Raw genomic sequence first — 23,903 nt, forward strand, 5'->3', positions numbered from 1 at the left:
AGCCAGAAGACAACATCGTCGAGAAGCGCTAGGAATCGCGTTGGAAGTATTGTTTCGAGACCACTCGATCTTGAGCATTGTAGGCAATTTCCCACTGCTTACTGCCCTGCATCTGATAGTAGAGGCTCACCGACTGACACTGGTTCAAGTCGGTGACTTGGCTGTAGCTACGCGCATAAGGGTCATTACAGTCAGAATGCCAACCGGGTTGACCTAAAATTTGCTCCACCCGCTCGCGAGAGTCACCTAGTTCAACCTGTGGCATCTGCCAGTTGTACCACCAGAGCAATCCGTTTTCGACAACTGCAATTGCCATGACGAGACTAACTACGCCACTCAGTGCGTAGAGGGGAACCGCAATCACGCCACCTTGCAAAGCTTGCGTCAGCCAATGCCCTCGCTGCTGGCGAACAGCGAGTCGATTTCTCTCGGCTGATGGGCGGCGCAAGAAGCTGCCCAGAACGATGACCAGTCCCAATCCCAGGTTGAGTAATCCAATCAGCAACAGCACAGCGAAGAAGGCTGAACCAAAAGCGAAAGGGCGATCGCCGTCGAGCTTTGAGATCTTGATAAGCGCGAACAAGATCAGTATCAAACTCAAGATGACAAAGTAAGCGCCAACCCAACGCAGCGTGAGGAAACGCAAGAAGCGGCGGTGCATAAGCGATCGAGCAAAGGAATCAGATCGCGCCAAGCTTAGCAAATCTGCTTTGATATGGCACTCGTCGGGATGTTAATGGGTTTCGCCCGAAAGGACTCGATATTGCGGCTCAACAGTTCAATCAATCCTTGGTCATCTGAAACATTGGCTTGGGTGCAATGGCTGAAGCAGGAACATCCCACCCTATCAATGGCAAGCGGTCGCTTGATAGCGTTGGTGCATTGGTTGTGACAAAACCCCTTGGAGACACTGCTTGCGTCACCAGTGTTTTTGACCGCTGGGGCGTCAAGGATGAGTAAACCTGTTCATTTCGGTTTTTTTAACGTGAGTTCGGACTGGTCGATGCACTGTTGCGTGGAATCAGGCGGTCAGTCTTTGGGCAAGTCACACCAATTGCAAGCGTTCTTGAGTGGATAGAAGATGCGATCGAGGATTTGCCGTTTGCTCGAGTTTGGGGGTTGCGTTTTCTTCTTTTGAGGTCACAACGGTTCAATGCGTTGCCACTCTTTGTCAGTTAAGCGGTTGGAGGATGGCATTTATTTTCCAGCTTAGCTCGCCATCAAAAATCTCAAATCGGTTCTATAGGAAGATTAGTTTGAGAGAATCCTTGATCTCAGGAGGCTCCTTCTACCAATCCCGTTCGAGTTTTGTGGCTACTTTCATAACTCAGCCACGTTACGGTTAACATGCTGGCTATTGCTCAAGGCGTGAGTTCGCCCAGCTTCGGACTCCACCAGCCTTTCGCCGTCTGGAAGTAAACCACATCTTTGTGCTTGTGTTCATTCCTTGTTTTCGTATTCGAGCAGCGCAACAAGCTTTTTGGCTGACCGTCCTTCTCGTAGCGATACTCTTCTAGCGGCTGCTGACAGACAGGACATGCATAAGATGTAGGTTGAGCGGGCGACGGCTGAATATCACATATGGCCGCTTTCGATCGCGGCACTTCCCACTGATGCGACCGCTCCGACCAAAACAGCACCACGTCCGCACAGCCACTAACGCACTTGAGAAAGTATTTCTTCTTCACCTTCTTGCTTGGCACTTTCGCCAGAAATTCTTTGCACTGCGGGCAGCGCGTCCGCGAGGTTTCCAGCGTTCTGTTTGGCTGCGGTGCAGATGTTGTGGTCAGATGTTGGGGAATCACTCGTCTGGCGCGATCGAGCGCAGGCACGAAGTAATCAGCGTTCCACTGGGTAAGATAGCGCTGCCAGTCTTGCTGGCCTTGGGCGATCGCATCGAGCGCACTTTCCATCTGCGCGGTGAACTTGGATTCAAGCAGATCAGGCAGAGCATCTTGCAAGAAGCGATCGACCTCCAGCCCCAGCGTTGTCGGTTGTAAGGTTGCCTTGACCAGTTCGACATACGATCGCTGCTTGAGCGTTTGGATGGTTGGCGCATAAGTACTAGGACGACCGATGCCCTGTCGCTCCATCACCTGCACCAGCTTCGGTTCACTGTAGCGGGGTGGCGGTTGCGTCACTTTTTGCTCATGCGCGGCCTGCTCCAGCGTCACGGCTTGCCCCTGCTGAAGGGTCGGCAGTTCCACATCGGCGCTAAGATTGTTCCAATACTTGCTGTAGCCTGCGAACTCGATCACTTGTCCTTTGGCTTGCCAGCACACTGCACCGGACTGGGTGAGGATGCGAGTTTGCCGAATGCGGGCAGCTCGGCATTGTGTGGCGATCGATCGTTTCCAAATCAGCACGTACAGGGCAAACTCATCCGCAGACAATTCCACTCGCAATTGCTTGGAGGGGCGATGGATGTCAGTGGGGCGAATTGCTTCATGGGCTTCTTGAGCGCTCTTGCTGCTGCGATGCTGCGTTGCCCTCGGCGGCAGGTTGTCCGGGTCATGCGCTTCCAGCCATTGCCGAGCCGCCTGACAAAATTCAGGACTAAGCGCCACGCTATCGGTTCGCATATATGTGATTAGTCCCGCTTCGTACAGCGACTGGGCAACCTGCATCGTCTTTTCCGGGCTGAAGCGTAACTTTGCACCTGCGACCTGTTGCAGGCTCGATGTGATGAAGGCGGGGGGTGGGGTACGGGTGGCGGTTTTGCCTTCGACGCTCAGAACGCGATGCGGGTGCTGTTGCGCTTGAGCGACCAGTCGATCGGCCTCAGCTTGCGTCAATACTTTGGTCGATTCGAGCGATGGCTCGATCGTCTTTTCAGCAGCATCGTCTGATTGAGCAGGTTCTGCTTCAGTCTCAGTGCTGCCCTGATAGTACGCTCGAAAACCTTCGGCGTAATCGACGAACACGCTCCAGTAGTCCTGCGGCACAAACGCTTGAATCTGCCGTTCGCGCTCACAGACGATGTGCAGCGTCGCACTTTGAACGCGCCCCATGCTTTTCGCGCCGTTGTGTAGCTGCCACAGCAAGGGTGAGCCTCTGTAGCCGACGAGCTTATCAAGGACAGTGCGGCATAAAGGAGTCGATCGCAATCTGACGTTCTAGTACAATCCTGCATGGTGAGTGACAGTTTCAATCCCTGAAAGGGTTTGGAGTCGATCGCAATCAGCTACGCAGCGGCGATCGAGCGTAAGCGGAAGGGTTTCAATCCCTGAAAGGGTTTGGAGTCGATCGCAATCGGCATAGTACACGTCAGGAGCGACAACACCCCATTGCGTTTCAATCCCTGAAAGGGTTTGGAGTCGATCGCAATGCCTCCAATCGGTTGCTTGGATGGCGATCGCTTCGTTTCAATCCCTGAAAGGGTTTGGAGTCGATCGCAATTCCTATTCAGTTGGAACTAGAGGTTAACACTGGTGGTTTCAATCCCTGAAAGGGTTTGGAGTCGATCGCAATGACGGCACAACAGACAGCAGACCAAGGGCAAATAGTTTCAATCCCTGAAAGGGTTTGGAGTCGATCGCAATCGGATGGAAGAGTTGAAATTGTTCCGATCGAACGTGTTTCAATCCCTGAAAGGGTTTGGAGTCGATCGCAATCTGAGGTTGTCAGACATCATCCGCGCCATGTCTCTAGAGCATTGTTTCAATCCCTGAAAGGGTTTGGAGTCGATCGCAATCTATTCGCTTGAATGGTTCATAACAACTGATTACGGTTTCAATCCCTGAAAGGGTTTGGAGTCGATCGCAATTCAAGAAACGCTACTGCTATCGTTTGAAATGCTAAGTTTCAATCCCTGAAAGGGTTTGGAGTCGATCGCAATATCGAGGCGACCATTTCATCCGCTAATTGGCGATCGTTTCAATCCCTGAAAGGGTTTGGAGTCGATCGCAATGAGGCTGGAGCGCCTGAGATTCCAATCAGTAAAGGTTTCAATCCCTGAAAGGGTTTGGAGTCGATCGCAATTTGTGAAACCAAAATTTAGCGGTGTCTACAATCGGTTTCAATCCCTGAAAGGGTTTGGAGTCGATCGCAATGTTCATAATCACCGTTTACACCGGGATCGTTGCCTGTTTCAATCCCTGAAAGGGTTTGGAGTCGATCGCAATTATCGGGCATTGAAGCGCCCAGGCAAAGACGGCAGTTTCAATCCCTGAAAGGGTTTGGAGTCGATCGCAATCTCCAGAAAGCCGCGCTCCTCCGGCACGATGACCGGTTTCAATCCCTGAAAGGGTTTGGAGTCGATCGCAATCAGAATCAGTGCGGCTTCTTCCGCCTCAGCAACACGCTGTTTCAATCCCTGAAAGGGTTTGGAGTCGATCGCAATAAGGCTGATTGGAGTCGATCGAGGCATCAACCCAGTTTCAATCCCTGAAAGGGTTTGGAGTCGATCGCAATACCAGCTATCGAGATTCACATCATGACATTTGAAAACGTTTCAATCCCTGAAAGGGTTTGGAGTCGATCGCAATTCTGGAATCTGAGTCGATCGACTTGTGCTTTGCGGGTTTCAATCCCTGAAAGGGTTTGGAGTCGATCGCAATAACTTGGAGATCGAAGCTTCAAGCTCCAAGGTCGGGGTTTCAATCCCTGAAAGGGTTTGGAGTCGATCGCAATAGAATGTCGTTGCGATACTCAAAGTCACCGTCGCTGTTTCAATCCCTGAAAGGGTTTGGAGTCGATCGCAATTTGATGTCGAGTTCATTCGCCAGCATCATGTGCGAAAGGTTTCAATCCCTGAAAGGGTTTGGAGTCGATCGCAATCGTGTGGCGCTGTTTGTGCTTGTGCATGGCATGAGGTTTCAATCCCTGAAAGGGTTTGGAGTCGATCGCAATATTGTGGTTCCTCAGCCGGAACTTCTGGAACTTCTAGGTTTCAATCCCTGAAAGGGTTTGGAGTCGATCGCAATTCCTGATCAACTGGCAACGAAGCAAGTAAGCACCAGTTTCAATCCCTGAAAGGGTTTGGAGTCGATCGCAATCAGTCGCCCGGAGGCGGCGCGGCCACCAATGAGTGTTTCAATCCCTGAAAGGGTTTGGAGTCGATCGCAATAAGAAACAGTTTCATCGTCAGTTTTGTAAATAGGGTTTCAATCCCTGAAAGGGTTTGGAGTCGATCGCAATATCGCGCTGCGTGATGGTTGAAATCGCGGCATTGCTGTTTCAATCCCTGAAAGGGTTTGGAGTCGATCGCAATACGTTTCGTCTGGTGCGATCGACCACGTTCACCGCGTTTCAATCCCTGAAAGGGTTTGGAGTCGATCGCAATAAAATAGCCCGATCCTTCCGCCGAACACGCCGCTGTGTTTCAATCCCTGAAAGGGTTTGGAGTCGATCGCAATTCAAGTTCAGATTGAAGAAAGCAAGCGCTACTGGGAGTTTCAATCCCTGAAAGGGTTTGGAGTCGATCGCAATATCGATCGGGTTTGCGGTCAGCCTTAAACCGCAGTTGTTTCAATCCCTGAAAGGGTTTGGAGTCGATCGCAATCAAAAGGTCACAACGTCCAAAGAAATTAACTCCATGTTTCAATCCCTGAAAGGGTTTGGAGTCGATCGCAATATTTCAACATTGCTTTTTCCAAACGTTGTAAACGAGTTTCAATCCCTGAAAGGGTTTGGAGTCGATCGCAATGTTGAACAGCGCAATGCCTTTGATGGCAATCATCTGGTTTCAATCCCTGAAAGGGTTTGGAGTCGATCGCAATGCGAAGGTGGAATTTTCGATCCGATAAGCCTGTTGACGTTTCAATCCCTGAAAGGGTTTGGAGTCGATCGCAATTGCACATTTCACCCCTTTCGCGATTTGAGGGCGTGTTTCAATCCCTGAAAGGGTTTGGAGTCGATCGCAATCCAAGGTAAGCAATATTTTTAGGATCTAAAGATGTTTCAATCCCTGAAAGGGTTTGGAGTCGATCGCAATCCTAATGCTCAATCTCCTTTCGGTGTAAATATCCAGTTTCAATCCCTGAAAGGGTTTGGAGTCGATCGCAATGATCCTGAGAAGCTAGTAGAATCTAGAGGAAAGTGGTTTCAATCCCTGAAAGGGTTTGGAGTCGATCGCAATCTTCGCAGTCAACTAGAATTGCGTACAGGCGACGTTTTGTTTCAATCCCTGAAAGGGTTTGGAGTCGATCGCAATACAGGGTCGCGATCGCTGTACGGTGGATTCAGCCAGTTTCAATCCCTGAAAGGGTTTGGAGTCGATCGCAATGCAGCAATAAACTTACCTGCTAGCTTAAATAATGAGTTTCAATCCCTGAAAGGGTTTGGAGTCGATCGCAATGCATTAGCAGCGCTAGGAGGAATCATACAAGACTTGAGTTTCAATCCCTGAAAGGGTTTGGAGTCGATCGCAATCTAAAGGAATATTAAAAAAACTTTGGATGTTATTAGTTTCAATCCCTGAAAGGGTTTGGAGTCGATCGCAATTTGTCGCTTTGTAAAAAATTCTTCTATTTCTTGCAGATGAAAGTTTCAATCCCTGAAAGGGTTTGGAGTCGATCGCAATGAGGATTTGACTTGAGTAGGGCAGGGTTATCGTAGTTTCAATCCCTGAAAGGGTTTGGAGTCGATCGCAATCCGTTCCCGTTCCGTTTCAGTGGGGATTCGCTTGCCTGTTTCAATCCCTGAAAGGGTTTGGAGTCGATCGCAATCTTGCGATGCATCCATTCTGACAAACAGTTGATTGTTTCAATCCCTGAAAGGGTTTGGAGTCGATCGCAATCGCTTGAATGCGTTCAATTTGTTTGAATCCATTTTGTTTCAATCCCTGAAAGGGTTTGGAGTCGATCGCAATGTTTTCAATCGCAGTTGGCAGAGAAAAGCTGCGTAGTTTCAATCCCTGAAAGGGTTTGGAGTCGATCGCAATGAGGTGCTTTAGGTGCAGGAGTGCGGTTGAAGATGTTTCAATCCCTGAAAGGGTTTGGAGTCGATCGCAATGCATCATGACGCTTAGCTGCATTCCACCTATCAGGTTTCAATCCCTGAAAGGGTTTGGAGTCGATCGCAATCAGCTAAGCTTGCTCGATCTGCTGATTCCGGCGTAGTTTCAATCCCTGAAAGGGTTTGGAGTCGATCGCAATGAGCCTACTGCACCCCGTGCCACTGGCAGAGTTCGTTTCAATCCCTGAAAGGGTTTGGAGTCGATCGCAATCGATTCAGCAATACAATCGCTGGCTGGTTGAAGCGGGTTTCAATCCCTGAAAGGGTTTGGAGTCGATCGCAATTCGATTTCCCATCAAATTGAGGTTTTTGCCGATCGGTTTCAATCCCTGAAAGGGTTTGGAGTCGATCGCAATCTCAGGATTCATGTTTTTGTCTCTTTTGTTTTAATTGTTTCAATCCCTGAAAGGGTTTGGAGTCGATCGCAATTTTTTGAAGTTCATCGATCGTTACTTGCAGCGCGGTTTCAATCCCTGAAAGGGTTTGGAGTCGATCGCAATGAGGAAAAAGCCAGGGGAGAACAACGCCGAGCCGGTTTCAATCCCTGAAAGGGTTTGGAGTCGATCGCAATCTCGAATAAGGTTGCTGCTGCTGCAATTGCTTTGGTTTCAATCCCTGAAAGGGTTTGGAGTCGATCGCAATATTTTCAGTATCCATCGCCAATCCCTTGACAACAGTTTCAATCCCTGAAAGGGTTTGGAGTCGATCGCAATATGTGGTGTTGAGCTTGTTTCGATCGGTTAATCTGTTTCAATCCCTGAAAGGGTTTGGAGTCGATCGCAATTTGGAAGTTGCCAACTTCTAGAAATTCTGCATGAGTGTTTCAATCCCTGAAAGGGTTTGGAGTCGATCGCAATGACGAGCAGCTAAAGCTTGCACTTTGGGAAAGCAGGGTTTCAATCCCTGAAAGGGTTTGGAGTCGATCGCAATCCTCGATCGAAATCCCCGACACGATCGCCGCTGGTGTTTCAATCCCTGAAAGGGTTTGGAGTCGATCGCAATCGCTGATGATTCAACAGGCAGCGATCGACGGGAAGGTTTCAATCCCTGAAAGGGTTTGGAGTCGATCGCAATAGTACACTTTCACCCTAGATGGTGTTGGATTTGAGTTTCAATCCCTGAAAGGGTTTGGAGTCGATCGCAATTCCATCTGCATTTCTGCCAGTCGAAGGAGGAGTAAGTTTCAATCCCTGAAAGGGTTTGGAGTCGATCGCAATAAGGAAGATTAACCCAAAAAGCGAAACAAGCAAGTTTCAATCCCTGAAAGGGTTTGGAGTCGATCGCAATAAACTTCATCTCTCGCAACTACAGCGGCGTGAAAGTTTCAATCCCTGAAAGGGTTTGGAGTCGATCGCAATGTTTGCACAGCAACTCGCGGCAGAATCAAGCGTTGGTTTCAATCCCTGAAAGGGTTTGGAGTCGATCGCAATAAGATGCCTGCTACACCTGCGGCATCCTGATGGGTTTCAATCCCTGAAAGGGTTTGGAGTCGATCGCAATTGGGCAAAAATCAGCAAAGTTGGATCAGTTGCAGCCGTTTCAATCCCTGAAAGGGTTTGGAGTCGATCGCAATTCCAAGCTTTTGACAGTCAGGCAGAAGTCAATGTGTTTCAATCCCTGAAAGGGTTTGGAGTCGATCGCAATACCGGAGCGATGCAGCAGGTTGAGCAGCAGCAGATCCAAGTTGCAAGTTTCAATCCCTGAAAGGGTTTGGAGTCGATCGCAATCGAATTCATTGCCCAGTCACAAGGCATTACCGAAGTTTCAATCCCTGAAAGGGTTTGGAGTCGATCGCAATCTGTTGCGGTGTAGGTTGGAATATTGCTGGTATTGTTTCAATCCCTGAAAGGGTTTGGAGTCGATCGCAATGCGTTCTACGCAGCGCGATCGGTTTGCGTTCGCAAGTTTCAATCCCTGAAAGGGTTTGGAGTCGATCGCAATTGCGAACTTTGCTGCTTTGGAATCAAGGCGCTAGAAGTTTCAATCCCTGAAAGGGTTTGGAGTCGATCGCAATGGCGGAAGTCTGGAACGGCCACTGTATGTAGTTTTCGAGGTTCGATCGCGCGGAATTAGAAGAAATCGGCTGTTTCAATTATGCCTCATGTTTTGCTGATAGAAGTTAAATCACTGTAATGTATGCTGTGTATGACTTTGAACGATTGCGCGGATCGATCGACCCATCAGATCAGCTAAAACACTCAACCCACATGCAATTCAGCCTACACACAAATAGATTTGAATTGAACACCTACCCATTCGCGCAAACGCTCCCCAATTGGATTGTCGTGCTTCTCTTCATGATTCAGTGTATCGATCGAGCAGGGTGGTGATTTCTTGCCGAAAGCGATCGCGCACCAGTTCAGGTGAAATAATGACGCAGTCTTTACCGTAAGGCAAGATATCTCGAAACAGCCAGAATGTACTGGAAACCTGTCGAATCACACGTCGGACTTGAGGACGTTCCGGTAGCCACTCCACCCGCTTATCTTCCGATCGCGCTTGATAGGCAAACGCCAGTCTTTCAAAAAGCTGCATCTCCACATCAACCAAATCGAGTCGATCGCGCCACTCGCCTTTCAGTCCGCTTACTGCCGCATCCAAAATGCGATCGAGCCTCAGCGTCCAGTTATGTTGCAGCGGTGGAATGTCTTGATTGCCCGCCGTTTCCTCGCACCAGCAGTCGAGGTAGTAACGTTTTTCTCGAAAGACAATTTGGGCGTGGTAAATCGAGAAGGTGAGCAGGCGATCGGCGGCATCTCGATACGCCAGTTGAAACGGTTGCTGACGACGAATGAATTGCTCTAGCCGCACCTGCCAAGCTGCCGGAGGATTGCCCAAAAACTGTTCAAGTTCGCTGCGGGCTGGGAATGTTAGTTCAGTTCGCTCTAGCAGCAGTTGGGCGATCGCCTCCGCTTCCAGCAGTTGACCTGTATCAATCAGGGCGCGACGTGCCTGCTGAAGCGCTTGAATACGACTGCTAGACCAATCGTTGTTGCGTCCAATTTGCAGTTCTCGCCGAGCGATCGCCTCGACAAGACGGGAAATATTTGGGCGATCGCCCCACAGCATTCCTTGCTCGGCCGCAATCTGCTCTAGCTGGGCTTTATCTCGATCGGAAATTGAAAGTGTAATCGACTGTCCCCGACGACCCATAAAACCTCAAAAGTGTACGTTCACTTTGTCCTTGACGCTTCCTATTGTGGATGCCAAGATAAATGCAACGCAAGGCGATCGGCACAGAAAAAGCAAGAAAAAAGCCAGAGGACTTTTCCCCTGGCCTAGTAATCCCTGAAAGGGTTTGATTTTTGCTAGAAGCTCCGGTCTACATAGAACACTAGTTTCAATCTCTGAAAGAGCTTAATTTTTTGGAGCGTGATTCTATCTTAACTGAGTTGGAGGAGTTCAAAGAGTTGAAAAATTCTATATAGAACACTAAACGAAAAATTGGGTTATACTGTGCGGTAGGAATTTTCCCACCGGAGGCTGTTCTATGGAGAGTTCGATCGACCTGATTGCTCAACAGATCGCTGAATACGCCGCAAGAATTGAAGAGTACAAACGGGAGATCTTGCGACTACGCAGAGCAATTCAAGCATTGAGTTGGCGAGCAGTGGAAGCAGATGACGGTGAAATTACACATTTTGACGACATTGATTGACTCACGCAGCTAGGTATCTACAGATGTCCTTGTTCGATCTCGCTTCTCCATCGCTTGACGATCGCTACTTCCAAAACATTCGCCCAACGCTCTACAGGCTGCATGGCAAGCACCGACAGACGGGAGTTCGCGAGAGTCGTACCTTAGCCGAACATTTAGATTCTGCGTGTCAGTTTGCTTTGACGGTGAGCCGTTTGGCGCAAGTCCCGGAACCGCAACGAGGCGTAATTTTGGCGGCGACTGCCGTTCACGACCTCAATAAGCTAGAGGGCGCAAATGGGCGGAATGTCAAGACGCTGGCGCGACAAGCTTTTTTAAAGCAGCAGTTGTCGCAAGCTGGCGTGAGCGATCTGGTTCAAACGGAGGCGGATTTGGAATTAGTCCGCAAGCTGATTGAGCGACATTCCGCCCATCATGTCACCGACGGGACTCGCTTTTTGCCAGAAGATCCGCGTATTGAGCAGTGGGCATCGATCGTGCGGGCAGCCGATTCGCTCGATTTAGAACTACCCGCAGAAAAGCTGATTCCAAAAATCCGGGCTGAGTTAATTCACGCGCTCGATCGCCCCTGTGAGCTGTATCGAATTCGAGCCACCGAGGATCGTGGCTACATAACGTCGCTGTTACTCAGTGCCTGCGAAGAAGTGCTGCATCAGCATCAATACAATGTGCTAGCGATCTTTCCAGATGGCATTTTGGTGGAAGGAGCCAAGGCGATCGACTTGACGATGGACATTGCTGCCGCTTGGCAAACTAAAATCGATCAGGTCTTTGGCGGCAATATTGAGCAGTTGGTGAGAGCAACCAAAGACGGCATCAAGATTTCCAACCAGGCCGTGCAGCACGATCGCGATCAAGTGTTAACGGTTGTGCTGGCACTGCTTGAGAAAAAGAAAGCTGGATTCAAGCAGGAAAAGCTTCAAGGCGATATTGAAAAATGGGGCAGTCAAAAAGTGGATGCGATCGCCCTTGAAGCTGCGCGATCGGCAGGATTAATTGCGGCCACTACTGCTGAAGAGTTTGGCATTTCAGAAGGCATGAAGGCGGCTTATCTCAGCTACCGCGAAGTCGAACCAGTCCTAACACCGAAGCAAGTTTGGGATCGAATTGCCGCTCATGTCGGATTGTCAGAGCAACAGCGGCTCGCACTCGAACCGTTTGACGCGCTATATGGACGATCGCTGTTTGCTGCCAAAGCTGCCAATGGAATGACCGGAGTGATTGCCGCGCTGCAAGAGTCTTTAGAACTGCGTGGAGCGGAATCGAATTCTACCGAAGTTTCAGAGGAGATCATATCAGCGGTGCGGCGATCGCTTAGCTGTCCATTTGTTCAAAATCCGACGGGTCAAGATGAACTGACGGCTTATATTGAAGCCAATCCCCGACAGCGCTGCTCGCTGGGTGCAACGATGAGCGAAACAAGTCCCCTGAGTTCTGACAAAATGCCGATCGGAACAAAGGTGCAAATGTTTTCCAATCGCTTGCCTGGAGGCATGACCAGCGATCCGGTGCGGCAGGCTGAACCAATGGCAGCACTGGCCTATCAATTGATGAGCGTTGGCGCTCACTTTCCCGCTGCTAAAAAAGAGCCGCCGTACTATTTGCACTTTGCTTTGCCAGCAGGCTCTTGTCCGGAACTGCTAAGAATCTGGCGAGACTGGTTAAAGGCAACCGCAGACATTAATGTAGGAGGCGGGCCAGTTATTATTGATGAATTAAAGCTTTATCGCGATCGAGAACTGGTCTTTAAACCGCATAAAGTTGTCGGCTTTGCACTGCCAAAACGTCGTGATTTTGTTCACTCAACGGTGACAATTCCAATCACTTGGGGAGAAACAACGGCCTCGCTAGCACTGTTAAAATCGTTGCGACTTGCGCTAGAACTTGCCCTTGCACCTGAGTTTGGATTTCCGTTTGTCCTCAGTGCTGGCCTACAGGTAGAAACAACCACGCAAACTTTTGGGCGCATTGAAGGAATTCCCTCGACACTACAGCCACTTTTGCAGCTTGGAGATTCTTCAATTGGGTTGATGAGTCGATCGCAAGCAGAAGAAGTTTTGAAGCGATTGCGATGTCTTTCAGAAATGGCGGTCGCGATCGTTAGCCTATCCAAAATTGATGACTGTCTGTACGATTTAGCTCGTGCTTGCGCTCAACCGTTCAGCCTGTATTTTGTTTTACTGCGCTGGATTTTGCGCGAACAAGACGAGCCAAATCTTGTTTTCAACTGGACGCGAATTCGGAAGCCATTAAACACGCTGTTGGAGAGCCTTATGCCGAATGACAATTCTGCTTTAACTCAATATCTTAAAGCAGCAGCCCAGATTGCAGCATCACATCGACTTTGGGGCAGTTCCGACGATAAACGGACATCGCTCGCGGAGCCTTTCACAGAGTTAATTGCTGCAATTCGCTCCCAAAAATCCTACATGGATTTAGAGTTTTTGTTTGGTGCGCTTGTGAAGAAGTATCATATTCGGCTCGATCGAATTGATAAAGGGTATATCAAGTTTGACAATGTAAAAGATTTTTACAACATTCTTCGCAAGCTCTATGAAGAGGTTTATCAGGGTCGCCCTGAAAAATTGCTGAGCGATCAAAAGAATCTTGAAGCAGCTTATTTGTTTTTCCTGCAAGAAGCACGTCGAGAACTGTGGGAAGAGCGCAACAAAAACAAGCAGACTAAACAGGCCGATGAATCTGCTGCCTAACTTCTAATCGTTTTGTTCACTACTGGAGAAAATTACCATGTCGATCGAAAAACTGAATCCATTCTTTGCTCCCACCTATGAAAACTTTCCAAAAGGGCGATCGATCGGACTGGTCGTTTTGAGAACATCGCTGTCTGAATTGATTCTGCGAACAGAGGGGACGGGCGAACCGATGTGCCGTGAATTTGTCCAAGCAGGGCAAACAGACAAGCAAATTGTGCAACGTCTTGTCATAACGAAGCGCAAACAAATTGCACCTGAGCGTCGCAAAGGACGTGAACACCTTCGCGCTCAAGACTTGTTGCGCCTTAACAAAGACGGTTTGCCCTGTTCACTCAACACCAATGCGCCCTGCGAAATGTGCATTGACTGTTTTCTTTACGGATTCGCTGCTGGAGGCGGAGGCGCACAGAAAAGCCGCATTTGGACAGAGGATGCATTCAGCATTTTGACTGCAACAGATACACTAGGCGATCGCACAATCAATGCCATTTTTGAAACCGGAACAATGCGCGATGAAAAAGGCAATGCTTCCACCGCATTGAACACCAGCGAGTACATCAAACCTGGCGTTCATTTTCTCGATGTTGTGACTTTAAAAGATGTGACTGCTGACGAGTTTCGATATATTCTCGGCAACATTTTGTTGACCAGTCGATACGGCGCAGTATCCAGTCGGGTTGGGCGCATGGAGAATCAAATTCTCGGCATTTTCGCTGGCATTGCTGAATTGCCAAGTTCCCTAGAATTGGTACAAGCTGTTCACGATCGATTCGCTAGCAACCAGAAACCTTTAGAACATCCGCTCGACAATGGCGACCTCATTGAGGCAACTCAGCAAACGATTTTCCAATGGACAAATCGCCGAGGTATTTCCCTCCAATTGTCTGATCAAGAGTTGGCCGCAGTCATTGCCGATGTCGATCGCCACTGGTCTGATTCAGAACGAGAAATTTTCTTAAAGCGACTGGATGAAGCTTATGAACCTTTTCGACAATTGAATGAAACCAAGAAAGCGAAAGGTAAGAAAAAAGATGCCGTTGAAGCTGGGAGCTAGTGAATGACCGAGCAGAACGGAACAACAATTCCACCGTTCAAAACAGCAAAGCTAATTGAACTTTGGTGTGCGGAACCTGTCTTTTTCGCTTCTAGAGAATTGTCAGATACCTACTACACAGAAGGTACGATCGGCAACTATGCTTTAGCTTACGCCTTGGGCTGGGCGCGATCGCCTTATCGTCTAAGCGGACGCGATGTTGGAAAACCGAGCTACAGCGAAGATTTAACGCCGCTCAATTCAAGCTGCTATGTTCTTCCGGCTTGGTCAGCGATCGGCACTCCAACCTTTCGATTTGAGCGATTCAACGCGCTCTCCGACGCCTACTGGTACGCCATGACGAACAATCGAGTCGCGACTGCCCGTGTCGATATGCTCAAAGTGCGTCAAGGTGATAAACCAAACACTTTTCGTCCTAGCAATTATCCTCAAACCGGACGCTTGCGGATGATTGAACGGGGAAATGAATTTCATACTTTAGTGTTTGGCGATCGCGAACTGCCCGAATATATTCGACTTGGCAAATTCATGAGCAAAGTTCGGATCAAGATTCTCAAAGAAATGCCTGTGGAAGTTTTAGCGGCTGGAGAATACACTAGTCAAGCTTATTTCACTTCGGCTGATTTACCGACGAACTTAACGCTGCTTGCTTTCGATTTAATTTCGATGCCGCCAAGCTCGATCGTCAAAAATCTGCGCTTTCACGGCTCTGCTTGGAAGCTAGGAGATTACATCACGCCAGCTAATTTGCAATTTTGTGGTGGAGGGCGATCGAATGACACCTGAATCAATCAAAACTCATCTGGAGCCGCGCAGCATTTCAGAATGTGATCGCCCGCCAGATGAACTGCAATTTATGGGGCAAGTTCTTCAACATCAAGCCGATGTTTTTCTTGCCTCGAAAGATCACGATATCGTCTTGGATTTAGCGCCAACCGGAACAGGCAAAACAAGAGCAGGTTTGTCAGTTCTGCTCCATCAACCCCACAGCAACGCTGTCTACGTTGCGCCGACCAACGCGCTGATTGAACAGCAGGCGCAGGCAGCAGAAACGTTTATTCGATCGAGTTGTGGAAAGCTCAATCATGTTGTCAAAGCAGTTTCAGCGAGAGAAATTCGACAGTGGTCAAGCAATCGAGTCGGCTTTCGCCCCGGTAAAAAGCTAAATAGTTTGATTCGCAATCCGGCCACGATTTTCCCTGAAGTTGGAGCTAATCGCCCGCTATTACTGGTGACAAATCCAGATATTTTCTACTACGCCACGTTTTTTAGCTACAACCAAAAAGATAAAATCAACCTGGCAACAAGCTTCTACACGCAGTTCTCTACAATCATCTTTGACGAGTTTCATCTTTACGATGCTAAGCAGTTAGTTGGACTGCTGTTCTACCTGGCTTATTTGCACATTTTCGGATTCTTTCAGGCAGGGCGGCGCGTCATTTTGCTAACTGCAACGCCGGAACCTGCCTGTGAATCTGCGCTGGCTGTCTTGAAAGATCAAGGAGTACGAATCAAACGAATTGATGGTGAAGTAGGCGATCGCCCAATTCCCTCACAAACTGCGGTTCAACTTGAAATTCGTCCTCAGCCCGATAGAGAGATATTCCTGAAAGAACTGGCCGATGAAGTTATAAAGCGGCTAGCAGAACACCCCGATCGCAACGGTGCTGTTATCCTCGATTCTAAAGTTCAAATCAACGATTTAGCTGACTTATTGAAAGCTAAAGGATTATCTGAAAAATTCGGTAGGATTCATGGCTCAACACCAAAAGTAGATCGGGAAGAAGTTGCCCAAAAACAAATTATTTTAGCCACTAGTACAGTTGATGTTGGCTTCAACTTCAATCGCCATCCTGAACCCCAAAGGCAAAATCTCGACTGGCTGATTTTTTCGGCTCGCGATCGCGCGGCATTCTGGCAGCGAATTGGACGAGTCGGGCGAGTCCTGGGTAAAGCTCAAACGAACATTTCTTCTGAGGCGATCGCTTATCTACCTGAGCAGGCATGGGAAGAAAATCTTGCTGAAGTTGATTTACAAGGTGGCCGTGATTCACTTACCCAAAAATTGTCTGAAATGAAATGCCTCGATCGTCCTTTTCTAGAAGCCTATTGGCAGTCAGAAGCGCTACTTGAAACAGCACGCCCCTTGCTGATATTGGAAGATTTGCTAGATCAATTGCCACAAGCAAACTACGTGCCTAAGCTATTTGAAACCATCAAGGTCGTGCTAGGGGGAAAACGGGATTGGAAGTATTATCAAGACCGAATGAAAGCGTTGCAAATGGCTCAACAAATCGCGAATGCTTCCGAAAAAGATTTAGCAGGCGATCCGTTGAGATGGGTGAAAGGTCAGTATCGATGGGCGATCGTATCTGCATTTCTCCGTAGCGAATCGCCAGAAGATTGGGAAGCCCTGCGAACTAAGCAGAAAAGTTTGAGAGATTTTGAGAATCTGCTTCGAGACGTTCCAAAAGTTGCCTCAATGTTCAAACAGTTTGCAACTCGCTTTAGCGCCAGCTACGCACCTTTATTTCAATTTCGCGCTAGCCTATTTAAGAACCTGCAAATTCGCGATCCGAAAGGTTTTTTGCTAGACCAATCAGAGGAAACGATTCTCGATCCAATTCATCTACTTCGTTATTACGAGTTTGAGAGCAATGGCGAAGTGATTGAGATTGTCGATCGCGCCCAAGCAACGTATGAAATTAGCTTCCATCTCAACTATGACGAAGGGGATATTGCTCAATTTAATTCAACTCAGTTAAACAAATTGAGTGCATTCCAAAACTGTCGGATTCAGCGAACACTCAATGGTGCAACTTCACCGACTCCACTATTGAAAACTTTAGAAAAACAGTTACTTCCAGGTGTAATTGTTTCGACGATCGCCAATCAAGGAATTATCATTCGACTGCGAAAATGGGGAATTGCTTCGTATCCCATTACGATCGCCTGTCGCGATGGCAGCAAATCTTACACCATTTTTCCTGGCTTTGCTGGAATTGTGGCCGCAGCGCTCAACGGTATCAAAATTCGCCTAATGGACGAAGAAGCATTCTGGATTATTTGATCTTCCTGATTTTTCTCTTCCTGCTTATGCCACATAGTTTAGTGCTGAATCTGCAACCTCGATCGCCCATTCCGTCCGGATATCTCACAGGTAAACATCTCCACGCCCTATTTCTAACGTTGGTTAGTTCAGTCGATCGTGCATTAGGCGATCGACTGCATGAACAAAAAACGGACAAAGCGTTTACGTTGAGTTTGTTGCAGGTTGGTAATCGATCTCAAAGAGGCGATCGGTTGCAGTGGGAGCATCATCGAGCGATTCCCGCAGGGACACCTTGCTGGTGGCGGATTTCTCTATTAGATGACACGCTGTTTGGACATCTTACTCCCCTATGGCTTAACTTGAATCCTTCGCATTCCTGGCATTTAGGCTCGGCAGATTTGCAGATTACAAGCGTATTAGGTACTGCCCAATCAACGCAACCTTGGGCAAACTTTAGTTCCTACGCGCAACTGTATGAGCAAGCTTCTGATCAGTTGCGGCAGATTTCGATCGCCATTTGCACACCTGCCACATTTCGTCAGGGTAAATACGATTCAGCCCTACCGACGAGAGAATGTATTTTTAACAGCTTGCTCAATCGCTGGAATCGCTATAGCAACATTCCGTTTCAAGAGCCGCTGACGGAGTGTTTGTTTCCCAGCTATTTCGATCTGCAAACTGAACTGGTGAATCACCCGGATGGCAAATTTGCTGGATGTGTTGGAACGATTAGCTTTCGGATTTTAGGCGATGTTGGTTTAGAAACTATCAAGCAAATCAATACCTTAGCTGATTTTGCGATTTACAGCGGAGTGGGACGCAAAACGCCAATGGGCATGGGCATGGTGAGGAGGGTGAAAAGCTGATGGATGACTACATTCCGATCGCGGCCCTAAATCAATACGCCTACTGTCCGCATCGCTGCTGGCGGATGTTTTGTTTGGGCGGATTTGTTGACAATCAGTACACGATCGAAGGCACGCATCTCCACGATCGCGTTCACACACTAAGCGAAAGTTCGCGAGAAGAGACGTGGCAAATTCGAGCTGTTTGGCTGAAGTCAGAGCGGTATCGCCTGATTGGAAAATCAGATTTGATTGAGGAGAACGATGGGCACTGGTATCCGGTGGAGTACAAGCGGGGACAGCGCGGCGAGTTTGATAACGATGAACTACAGGTTTGCGCTCAGGCACTTTGTTTGGAAGAAATGACCGGACAGCCTGTGTCGATCGGCTATCTCTACTACGCCCAATCGCATCAGCGGCAAGCGGTTGAACTCACAGATGAGTTGCGGCAACAGACGATCGCCTCTGTCGCATCTGTCGCTCACATTTTGAATACGGGAGAGATGCCGCCTGCGGTGTATTCTCCCCGCTGCCAAGGATGCAGCCTTCATGCTCAATGCTTGCCGAAAGCTGTCGCTAAAGTTGCCCGCTATCAGGAAACTCGTTAGGACGAAATCATGGGAACGCTTTACATCACGCAAGACGATAGTTTCATCGGTAAAACGGATGAGCGTCTGACCGTTCGGGCGAATAAACAAACGCTGCTGGATGTGCCGCTTATTAAGGTTGAAGGAGTCGTGGTGTTGGGACGGGCAACGGTTTCACCCGCAGTTGTGATTGAACTGCTGGAACGCAAAATCGCCTTGAGCTTTCTGACTGCGACGGGTCGCTATTTGGGACGATTGGAGCCGGAGCTAACCAAAAATATCTTTGTGCGATCGGCTCAGTGGAAAGCAATTGCGCCATCTGAAGCCGCCCTGCATCTGGTGCGGGGATTTGTCCGAGGCAAACTGAAGAACTATCGCAATGCGCTACTGCGCGGACAGCGAGAATTTCCAGTTCAGCTACAAACTGCCATCACGCAGATTGAGCAGGCGATCGCGCCAATTGATACGACAGGGGCGATCGATTCGCTGCGCGGCCTAGAAGGAAGTGGCAGTGCGGCCTACTTCGGCAGCTTCAATGCGCTAATTCGGGCGGAAGGATTTCAATTTACGACTCGCAATCGTCGTCCACCCACCGATCCGGTCAATGCTTTGCTGAGCCTCGGTTATGCCTTGCTGCGGCATGATGTGCAAAGTGCGGTCAACTTGGTCGGCTTTGATCCGTATCTGGGCTATCTGCACACCGAACGGTATGGACGACCTTCACTCGCGCTGGATTTGATGGAAGAATTTCGCCCGATCGTGGTGGATGCGATCGTGCTGGGCGGGCTGAATCGTCGAGTTCTGTCCCCACAACATTTTGTCACCGAACCGCTCAGCGGCGCTGTCTCGCTGACTCCTGAAGGACTGCGGACATTTCTGCGGCTGTATGAGCAGAAAAAGCAATCTAAGTTTAAGCATCCGGTTTTGCAGACGCAGTGTACCTATCAGGAGGCGTTTGAGATTCAGGCGCGTCTGATGGCGAAGTATTTGATGGGTGAAACCGACAAATATCCACCACTCGTCTTGAAGTAGGGCACGATGCATATTGTTGTTAGCTATGACATTCCTGAAGACAAACGCCGATCGAAAATCCACAAGATTCTCAAATCCTACGGTCAGTGGATGCAGTACAGCGTGTTTGAGTGCGATCTGACCGAGACGCAGTATGCAAAGTTGCGATCGCGCCTCCACAAACTGATTAAACCCGATCAAGACAGCATTCGCTTCTATTTCCTGTGCCGCTGCTGTCAAGCGAAAGTGGAGCGAATTGGCGGCGAAGCGGTTCGAGATGACACTATTTTCTTCGTGTGATGCGCGGAAGGGTGGGTGTTTTGAAACGCTTGAGCAAACAAAAGGCTGAAACTGAGGCGTTGACCGAGCTTGAGGCATTTTTCAGTAAAATGAGTTCCGCGCAGAGGCTGAAAAGGTGGCGGGGTTTGAGGTGTAAGGGTTAAGCTAGGCGAATGATTAACCTGATTGAGCATCAAAAATGCTACAAACTAGGCGATCCGCGCAATCGAACCTTGAAAACTACATACAGCAAGTGTTTCAGGCGATCGCCGCGACAATTTCATCTAAACCCTTTCAGGGATTGAAACGTCGCCCTGCTCCTGAGCAATCCTGACATACTCACGCGCGCGACAATTTCATCTAAACCCTTTCAGGGATTGAAACTTGGAAAGGGTAGACGATCTGAGATTATTTTTCATAGCGACAATTTCATCTAAACCCTTTCAGGGATTGAAACAGGGGATTTTCCATCCGATCGAGTTCTGATCCACGTGCGACAATTTCATCTAAACCCTTTCAGGGATTGAAACATCGTCATTATCGCCGCCGGACTCATAAAAACAAAAAGCGCGACAATTTCATCTAAACCCTTTCAGGGATTGAAACTTAAGGGATCATTTGAGGAAATGTCAGAAAATTTTAAGCGACAATTTCATCTAAACCCTTTCAGGGATTGAAACGATATGCAGAGCGGCAAAATGCTTCCAGATGAAAGAGCGACAATTTCATCTAAACCCTTTCAGGGATTGAAACATGAAATTAGGATCGCATTTTTTGAGGCTACATCGCGACAATTTCATCTAAACCCTTTCAGGGATTGAAACATAGTGCCACCTGTTGTAGTTCCTCCTATTGATGGTGAAGAGCGACAATTTCATCTAAACCCTTTCAGGGATTGAAACCGCACCGTGCGGACGACGCGCCGCGAACCGCGCGGGCGACAATTTCATCTAAACCCTTTCAGGGATTGAAACGGGCGTTTCCCTCGTGACTGAGGACGACAAACCCAGCGACAATTTCATCTAAACCCTTTCAGGGATTGAAACTCGTCGCTCTAAAGGCATGTCGCCCGACAAGGCGGCGACAATTTCATCTAAACCCTTTCAGGGATTGAAACAATAAGGTGCAAGCCTTTCGCGCCATTGCTGAAATGCGACAATTTCATCTAAACCCTTTCAGGGATTGAAACTTTACCAAAATGCGTTTGCAGGTAGCGCAGCAGTGGCGACAATTTCATCTAAACCCTTTCAGGGATTGAAACCGGCAAACGCTGACCCTGCAAGCGGTTTAAATTGGCGACAATTTCATCTAAACCCTTTCAGGGATTGAAACGCCGTCTTGCCGCTTGAGCGATTCTTCGGTTAGCGGCGACAATTTCATCTAAACCCTTTCAGGGATTGAAACCCTTCTTGCAGTTGCAGCAGCAAATACTCTGCCGCGAGCGACAATTTCATCTAAACCCTTTCAGGGATTGAAACCTGGTGTCATCGCTTATCGAGGCGCGTGGAGGCGTGCGACAATTTCATCTAAACCCTTTCAGGGATTGAAACTTGCGATCGCGCCATGCGCCAAGCGTGACGTGGCTGGCGACAATTTCATCTAAACCCTTTCAGGGATTGAAACTGAAGCGCTGTGTGCAAAACTGCGGGCGGAATCTGGCGACAATTTCATCTAAACCCTTTCAGGGATTGAAACACCTGGGCGAGTTCCCAAATACACAGCAAGTAGCGAGCGACAATTTCATCTAAACCCTTTCAGGGATTGAAACAAATGACCGTTGATTCTGTCAAGGGCGGACTGAAGCGACAATTTCATCTAAACCCTTTCAGGGATTGAAACCGCGTCGATCGACCCCCAATAGCGCCCCAAGTCGATGATGGCGACAATTTCATCTAAACCCTTTCAGGGATTGAAACTGAGGACTGCGTCGCTGAGGTCTGCGCGTCTGAGGCGACAATTTCATCTAAACCCTTTCAGGGATTGAAACAAACTGTCTGGACTGACCCAGTTTTGACTTGATAAGCGACAATTTCATCTAAACCCTTTCAGGGATTGAAACTCGCCAGATCCTACGCTTCCGGCTCGCATCCTTGCGACAATTTCATCTAAACCCTTTCAGGGATTGAAACATGTTGAGCGCGGTATCGGCCTTGTCGCGCACCTGGCGACAATTTCATCTAAACCCTTTCAGGGATTGAAACGCCAGTAATCTTGCAACTCGCAGGTAGAATCACACTCCGGGCGACAATTTCATCTAAACCCTTTCAGGGATTGAAACTTGCCATTGACGCGGAGCCAATTCGCCGTGCCCGGCGACAATTTCATCTAAACCCTTTCAGGGATTGAAACCGATCGCATGGTGGCAAAATCGCAAGAGCAGCAAAGCGACAATTTCATCTAAACCCTTTCAGGGATTGAAACTTTCATTGCGGCCTGCTCTCAGGTGGCCTGCTGGTGCGACAATTTCATCTAAACCCTTTCAGGGATTGAAACATCACCTCAGAGGGTAGCAGCGGCCAGCGGCTCACGCGACAATTTCATCTAAACCCTTTCAGGGATTGAAACTTGATTGATTCCTGTTTCAGTTGCAAGCTGCTCATGCGACAATTTCATCTAAACCCTTTCAGGGATTGAAACCCCGTCGTGCTGTTGTAGCTTAGCGGCGATGCAGGCGACAATTTCATCTAAACCCTTTCAGGGATTGAAACCTCAAGCAGCGCGATCGACCAAAACGCGATCGGGGCGACAATTTCATCTAAACCCTTTCAGGGATTGAAACCAGCTTCTACTGGCAAGTCCACTGCTACAGCACGGGCGACAATTTCATCTAAACCCTTTCAGGGATTGAAACAAGTGATTTTGCCACAATCCCTGCTTTTACACTGCCGCGACAATTTCATCTAAACCCTTTCAGGGATTGAAACCAGGTGTTGCGTCAAGGCAAGACATACTCGTTAAAGCGACAATTTCATCTAAACCCTTTCAGGGATTGAAACTCGAAATCGACAGAGTTTGGAGAACGACATCGTGATTGGCGCGACAATTTCATCTAAACCCTTTCAGGGATTGAAACAACGGTAATCTGACTTTCCGCAATCTTTCCACAACGGCGACAATTTCATCTAAACCCTTTCAGGGATTGAAACGTACTGAGCTATCGCGCTGCTGCCCTGATCGATCGGCGACAATTTCATCTAAACCCTTTCAGGGATTGAAACAGCGAAATCGGTCTAAACAAGTTTCGTGTTAGCGGGCGACAATTTCATCTAAACCCTTTCAGGGATTGAAACACTCATCTTTCGTGCAAACAGCGAAGGGTTGATGGGGCGACAATTTCATCTAAACCCTTTCAGGGATTGAAACCTCAAGGTCTGGCATGGAATACCAGACCTGTCCAGCGACAATTTCATCTAAACCCTTTCAGGGATTGAAACGGGAAGCTGCGCCCGAAGGAAGCGAAGCTCCCGGCGACAATTTCATCTAAACCCTTTCAGGGATTGAAACCTTTGTGATTCGCCGTCCGCCATACAGCCGTCGCCGCGACAATTTCATCTAAACCCTTTCAGGGATTGAAACATGCAATGATCTCGATCTTCAGCCGAATTTGTCCGCGCGACAATTTCATCTAAACCCTTTCAGAGGATGTTTAGAAATACGGAGAAGGTTGCAAAAGACTCAGGCCAGTGTGCGTAACATCAGTCGAATCATCGCAATGTAGATGAAGGCTTCAGACGAAGCGGGCAATC

Annotated in this window: 12 protein-coding genes and 2 CRISPR repeat arrays; of the genes, 9 read left to right on the forward strand and 3 right to left on the reverse strand. The window is 48.5% G+C overall.

What is annotated here, in order from left to right:
- Positions 1-28 precede the first annotated feature (28 nt).
- The 3 genes from H6F67_RS26895 to H6F67_RS26905 form a co-directional block, all read right to left on the reverse strand.
- Positions 29-511: a hypothetical protein gene (locus H6F67_RS26895; RefSeq protein ID WP_190769729.1), complete on the reverse strand. Its 483-nt coding sequence runs from the start codon at positions 509-511 to the stop codon at positions 29-31.
- 850 nt (positions 512-1,361) lie between these two features.
- Entirely contained in the window at positions 1,362-3,044 is a 1,683-nt protein-coding gene (locus H6F67_RS26900) for a type IA DNA topoisomerase (protein ID WP_190769730.1), read from the reverse strand.
- Between the two features lie 27 nt (positions 3,045-3,071).
- Positions 3,072-8,971: a CRISPR direct-repeat array (repeat unit 37 nt; unit sequence GTTTCAATCCCTGAAAGGGTTTGGAGTCGATCGCAAT).
- A gap of 281 nt (positions 8,972-9,252) precedes the next feature.
- Complete coding sequence (locus tag H6F67_RS26905; RefSeq protein ID WP_190769731.1) at positions 9,253-10,110, reverse strand: YafY family protein; 858 nt, start codon at positions 10,108-10,110, stop codon at positions 9,253-9,255.
- Positions 10,111-10,447: 337 nt separating this feature from the next.
- Between H6F67_RS26905 and H6F67_RS26910 the strand changes: the two genes are divergently transcribed.
- Genes H6F67_RS26910 through cas2 form a run of 9 tightly spaced genes read left to right on the forward strand, consistent with a single transcriptional unit; the run spans position 10,448 to position 20,178 of the window.
- Positions 10,448-10,615: a hypothetical protein gene (locus H6F67_RS26910; protein WP_190769732.1), complete on the forward strand. Its 168-nt coding sequence runs from the start codon at positions 10,448-10,450 to the stop codon at positions 10,613-10,615.
- Between the two features lie 23 nt (positions 10,616-10,638).
- A complete protein-coding gene (locus H6F67_RS26915) occupies positions 10,639-13,326 on the forward strand; it encodes a CRISPR-associated protein Csc3 (protein ID WP_190769733.1) in 2,688 nt (895 codons plus the stop codon).
- Between the two features lie 37 nt (positions 13,327-13,363).
- On the forward strand, positions 13,364-14,383 hold the full coding sequence (gene cas7d, locus H6F67_RS26920; RefSeq protein ID WP_190769734.1) for a type I-D CRISPR-associated protein Cas7/Csc2: 1,020 nt from the start codon (positions 13,364-13,366) through the stop codon (positions 14,381-14,383).
- 3 nt (positions 14,384-14,386) lie between these two features.
- Positions 14,387-15,169, forward strand: a complete 783-nt coding sequence (gene cas5d, locus H6F67_RS26925) for a type I-D CRISPR-associated protein Cas5/Csc1 (protein ID WP_190769735.1) — start codon at positions 14,387-14,389, stop codon at positions 15,167-15,169.
- Entirely contained in the window at positions 15,159-17,453 is a 2,295-nt protein-coding gene (cas3, locus tag H6F67_RS26930; protein ID WP_190769736.1) for a type I-D CRISPR-associated helicase Cas3', read from the forward strand. Before cas5d ends, cas3 begins: the two co-directional genes overlap by 11 nt.
- Positions 17,454-17,479: 26 nt before the next feature.
- Entirely contained in the window at positions 17,480-18,301 is an 822-nt protein-coding gene (cas6, locus tag H6F67_RS26935; protein ID WP_190769737.1) for a CRISPR-associated endoribonuclease Cas6, read from the forward strand.
- Complete coding sequence (gene cas4, locus H6F67_RS26940; RefSeq protein ID WP_190769738.1) at positions 18,301-18,888, forward strand: CRISPR-associated protein Cas4; 588 nt, start codon at positions 18,301-18,303, stop codon at positions 18,886-18,888. The genes cas6 and cas4 overlap by 1 nt, the downstream gene beginning before the upstream one ends.
- A 9-nt stretch (positions 18,889-18,897) precedes the next feature.
- Positions 18,898-19,899 (forward strand): type I-D CRISPR-associated endonuclease Cas1d, encoded by a 1,002-nt coding sequence (gene cas1d / locus H6F67_RS26945; protein ID WP_190769739.1) that lies wholly within the window; start codon positions 18,898-18,900, stop codon positions 19,897-19,899.
- 6 nt (positions 19,900-19,905) lie between these two features.
- Positions 19,906-20,178, forward strand: coding sequence for a CRISPR-associated endonuclease Cas2 (gene cas2, locus H6F67_RS26950; RefSeq protein ID WP_190769740.1), 273 nt, complete (start codon positions 19,906-19,908; stop codon positions 20,176-20,178).
- 250 nt (positions 20,179-20,428) lie between these two features.
- Positions 20,429-23,806: a CRISPR direct-repeat array (repeat unit 37 nt; unit sequence GCGACAATTTCATCTAAACCCTTTCAGGGATTGAAAC).
- The last annotated feature ends 97 nt before the right edge of the window (positions 23,807-23,903 follow it).

This window comes from Microcoleus sp. FACHB-1515 (assembly GCF_014696105.1).
GTDB lineage: Bacteria > Cyanobacteriota > Cyanobacteriia > Elainellales > Elainellaceae > JAAUTJ01.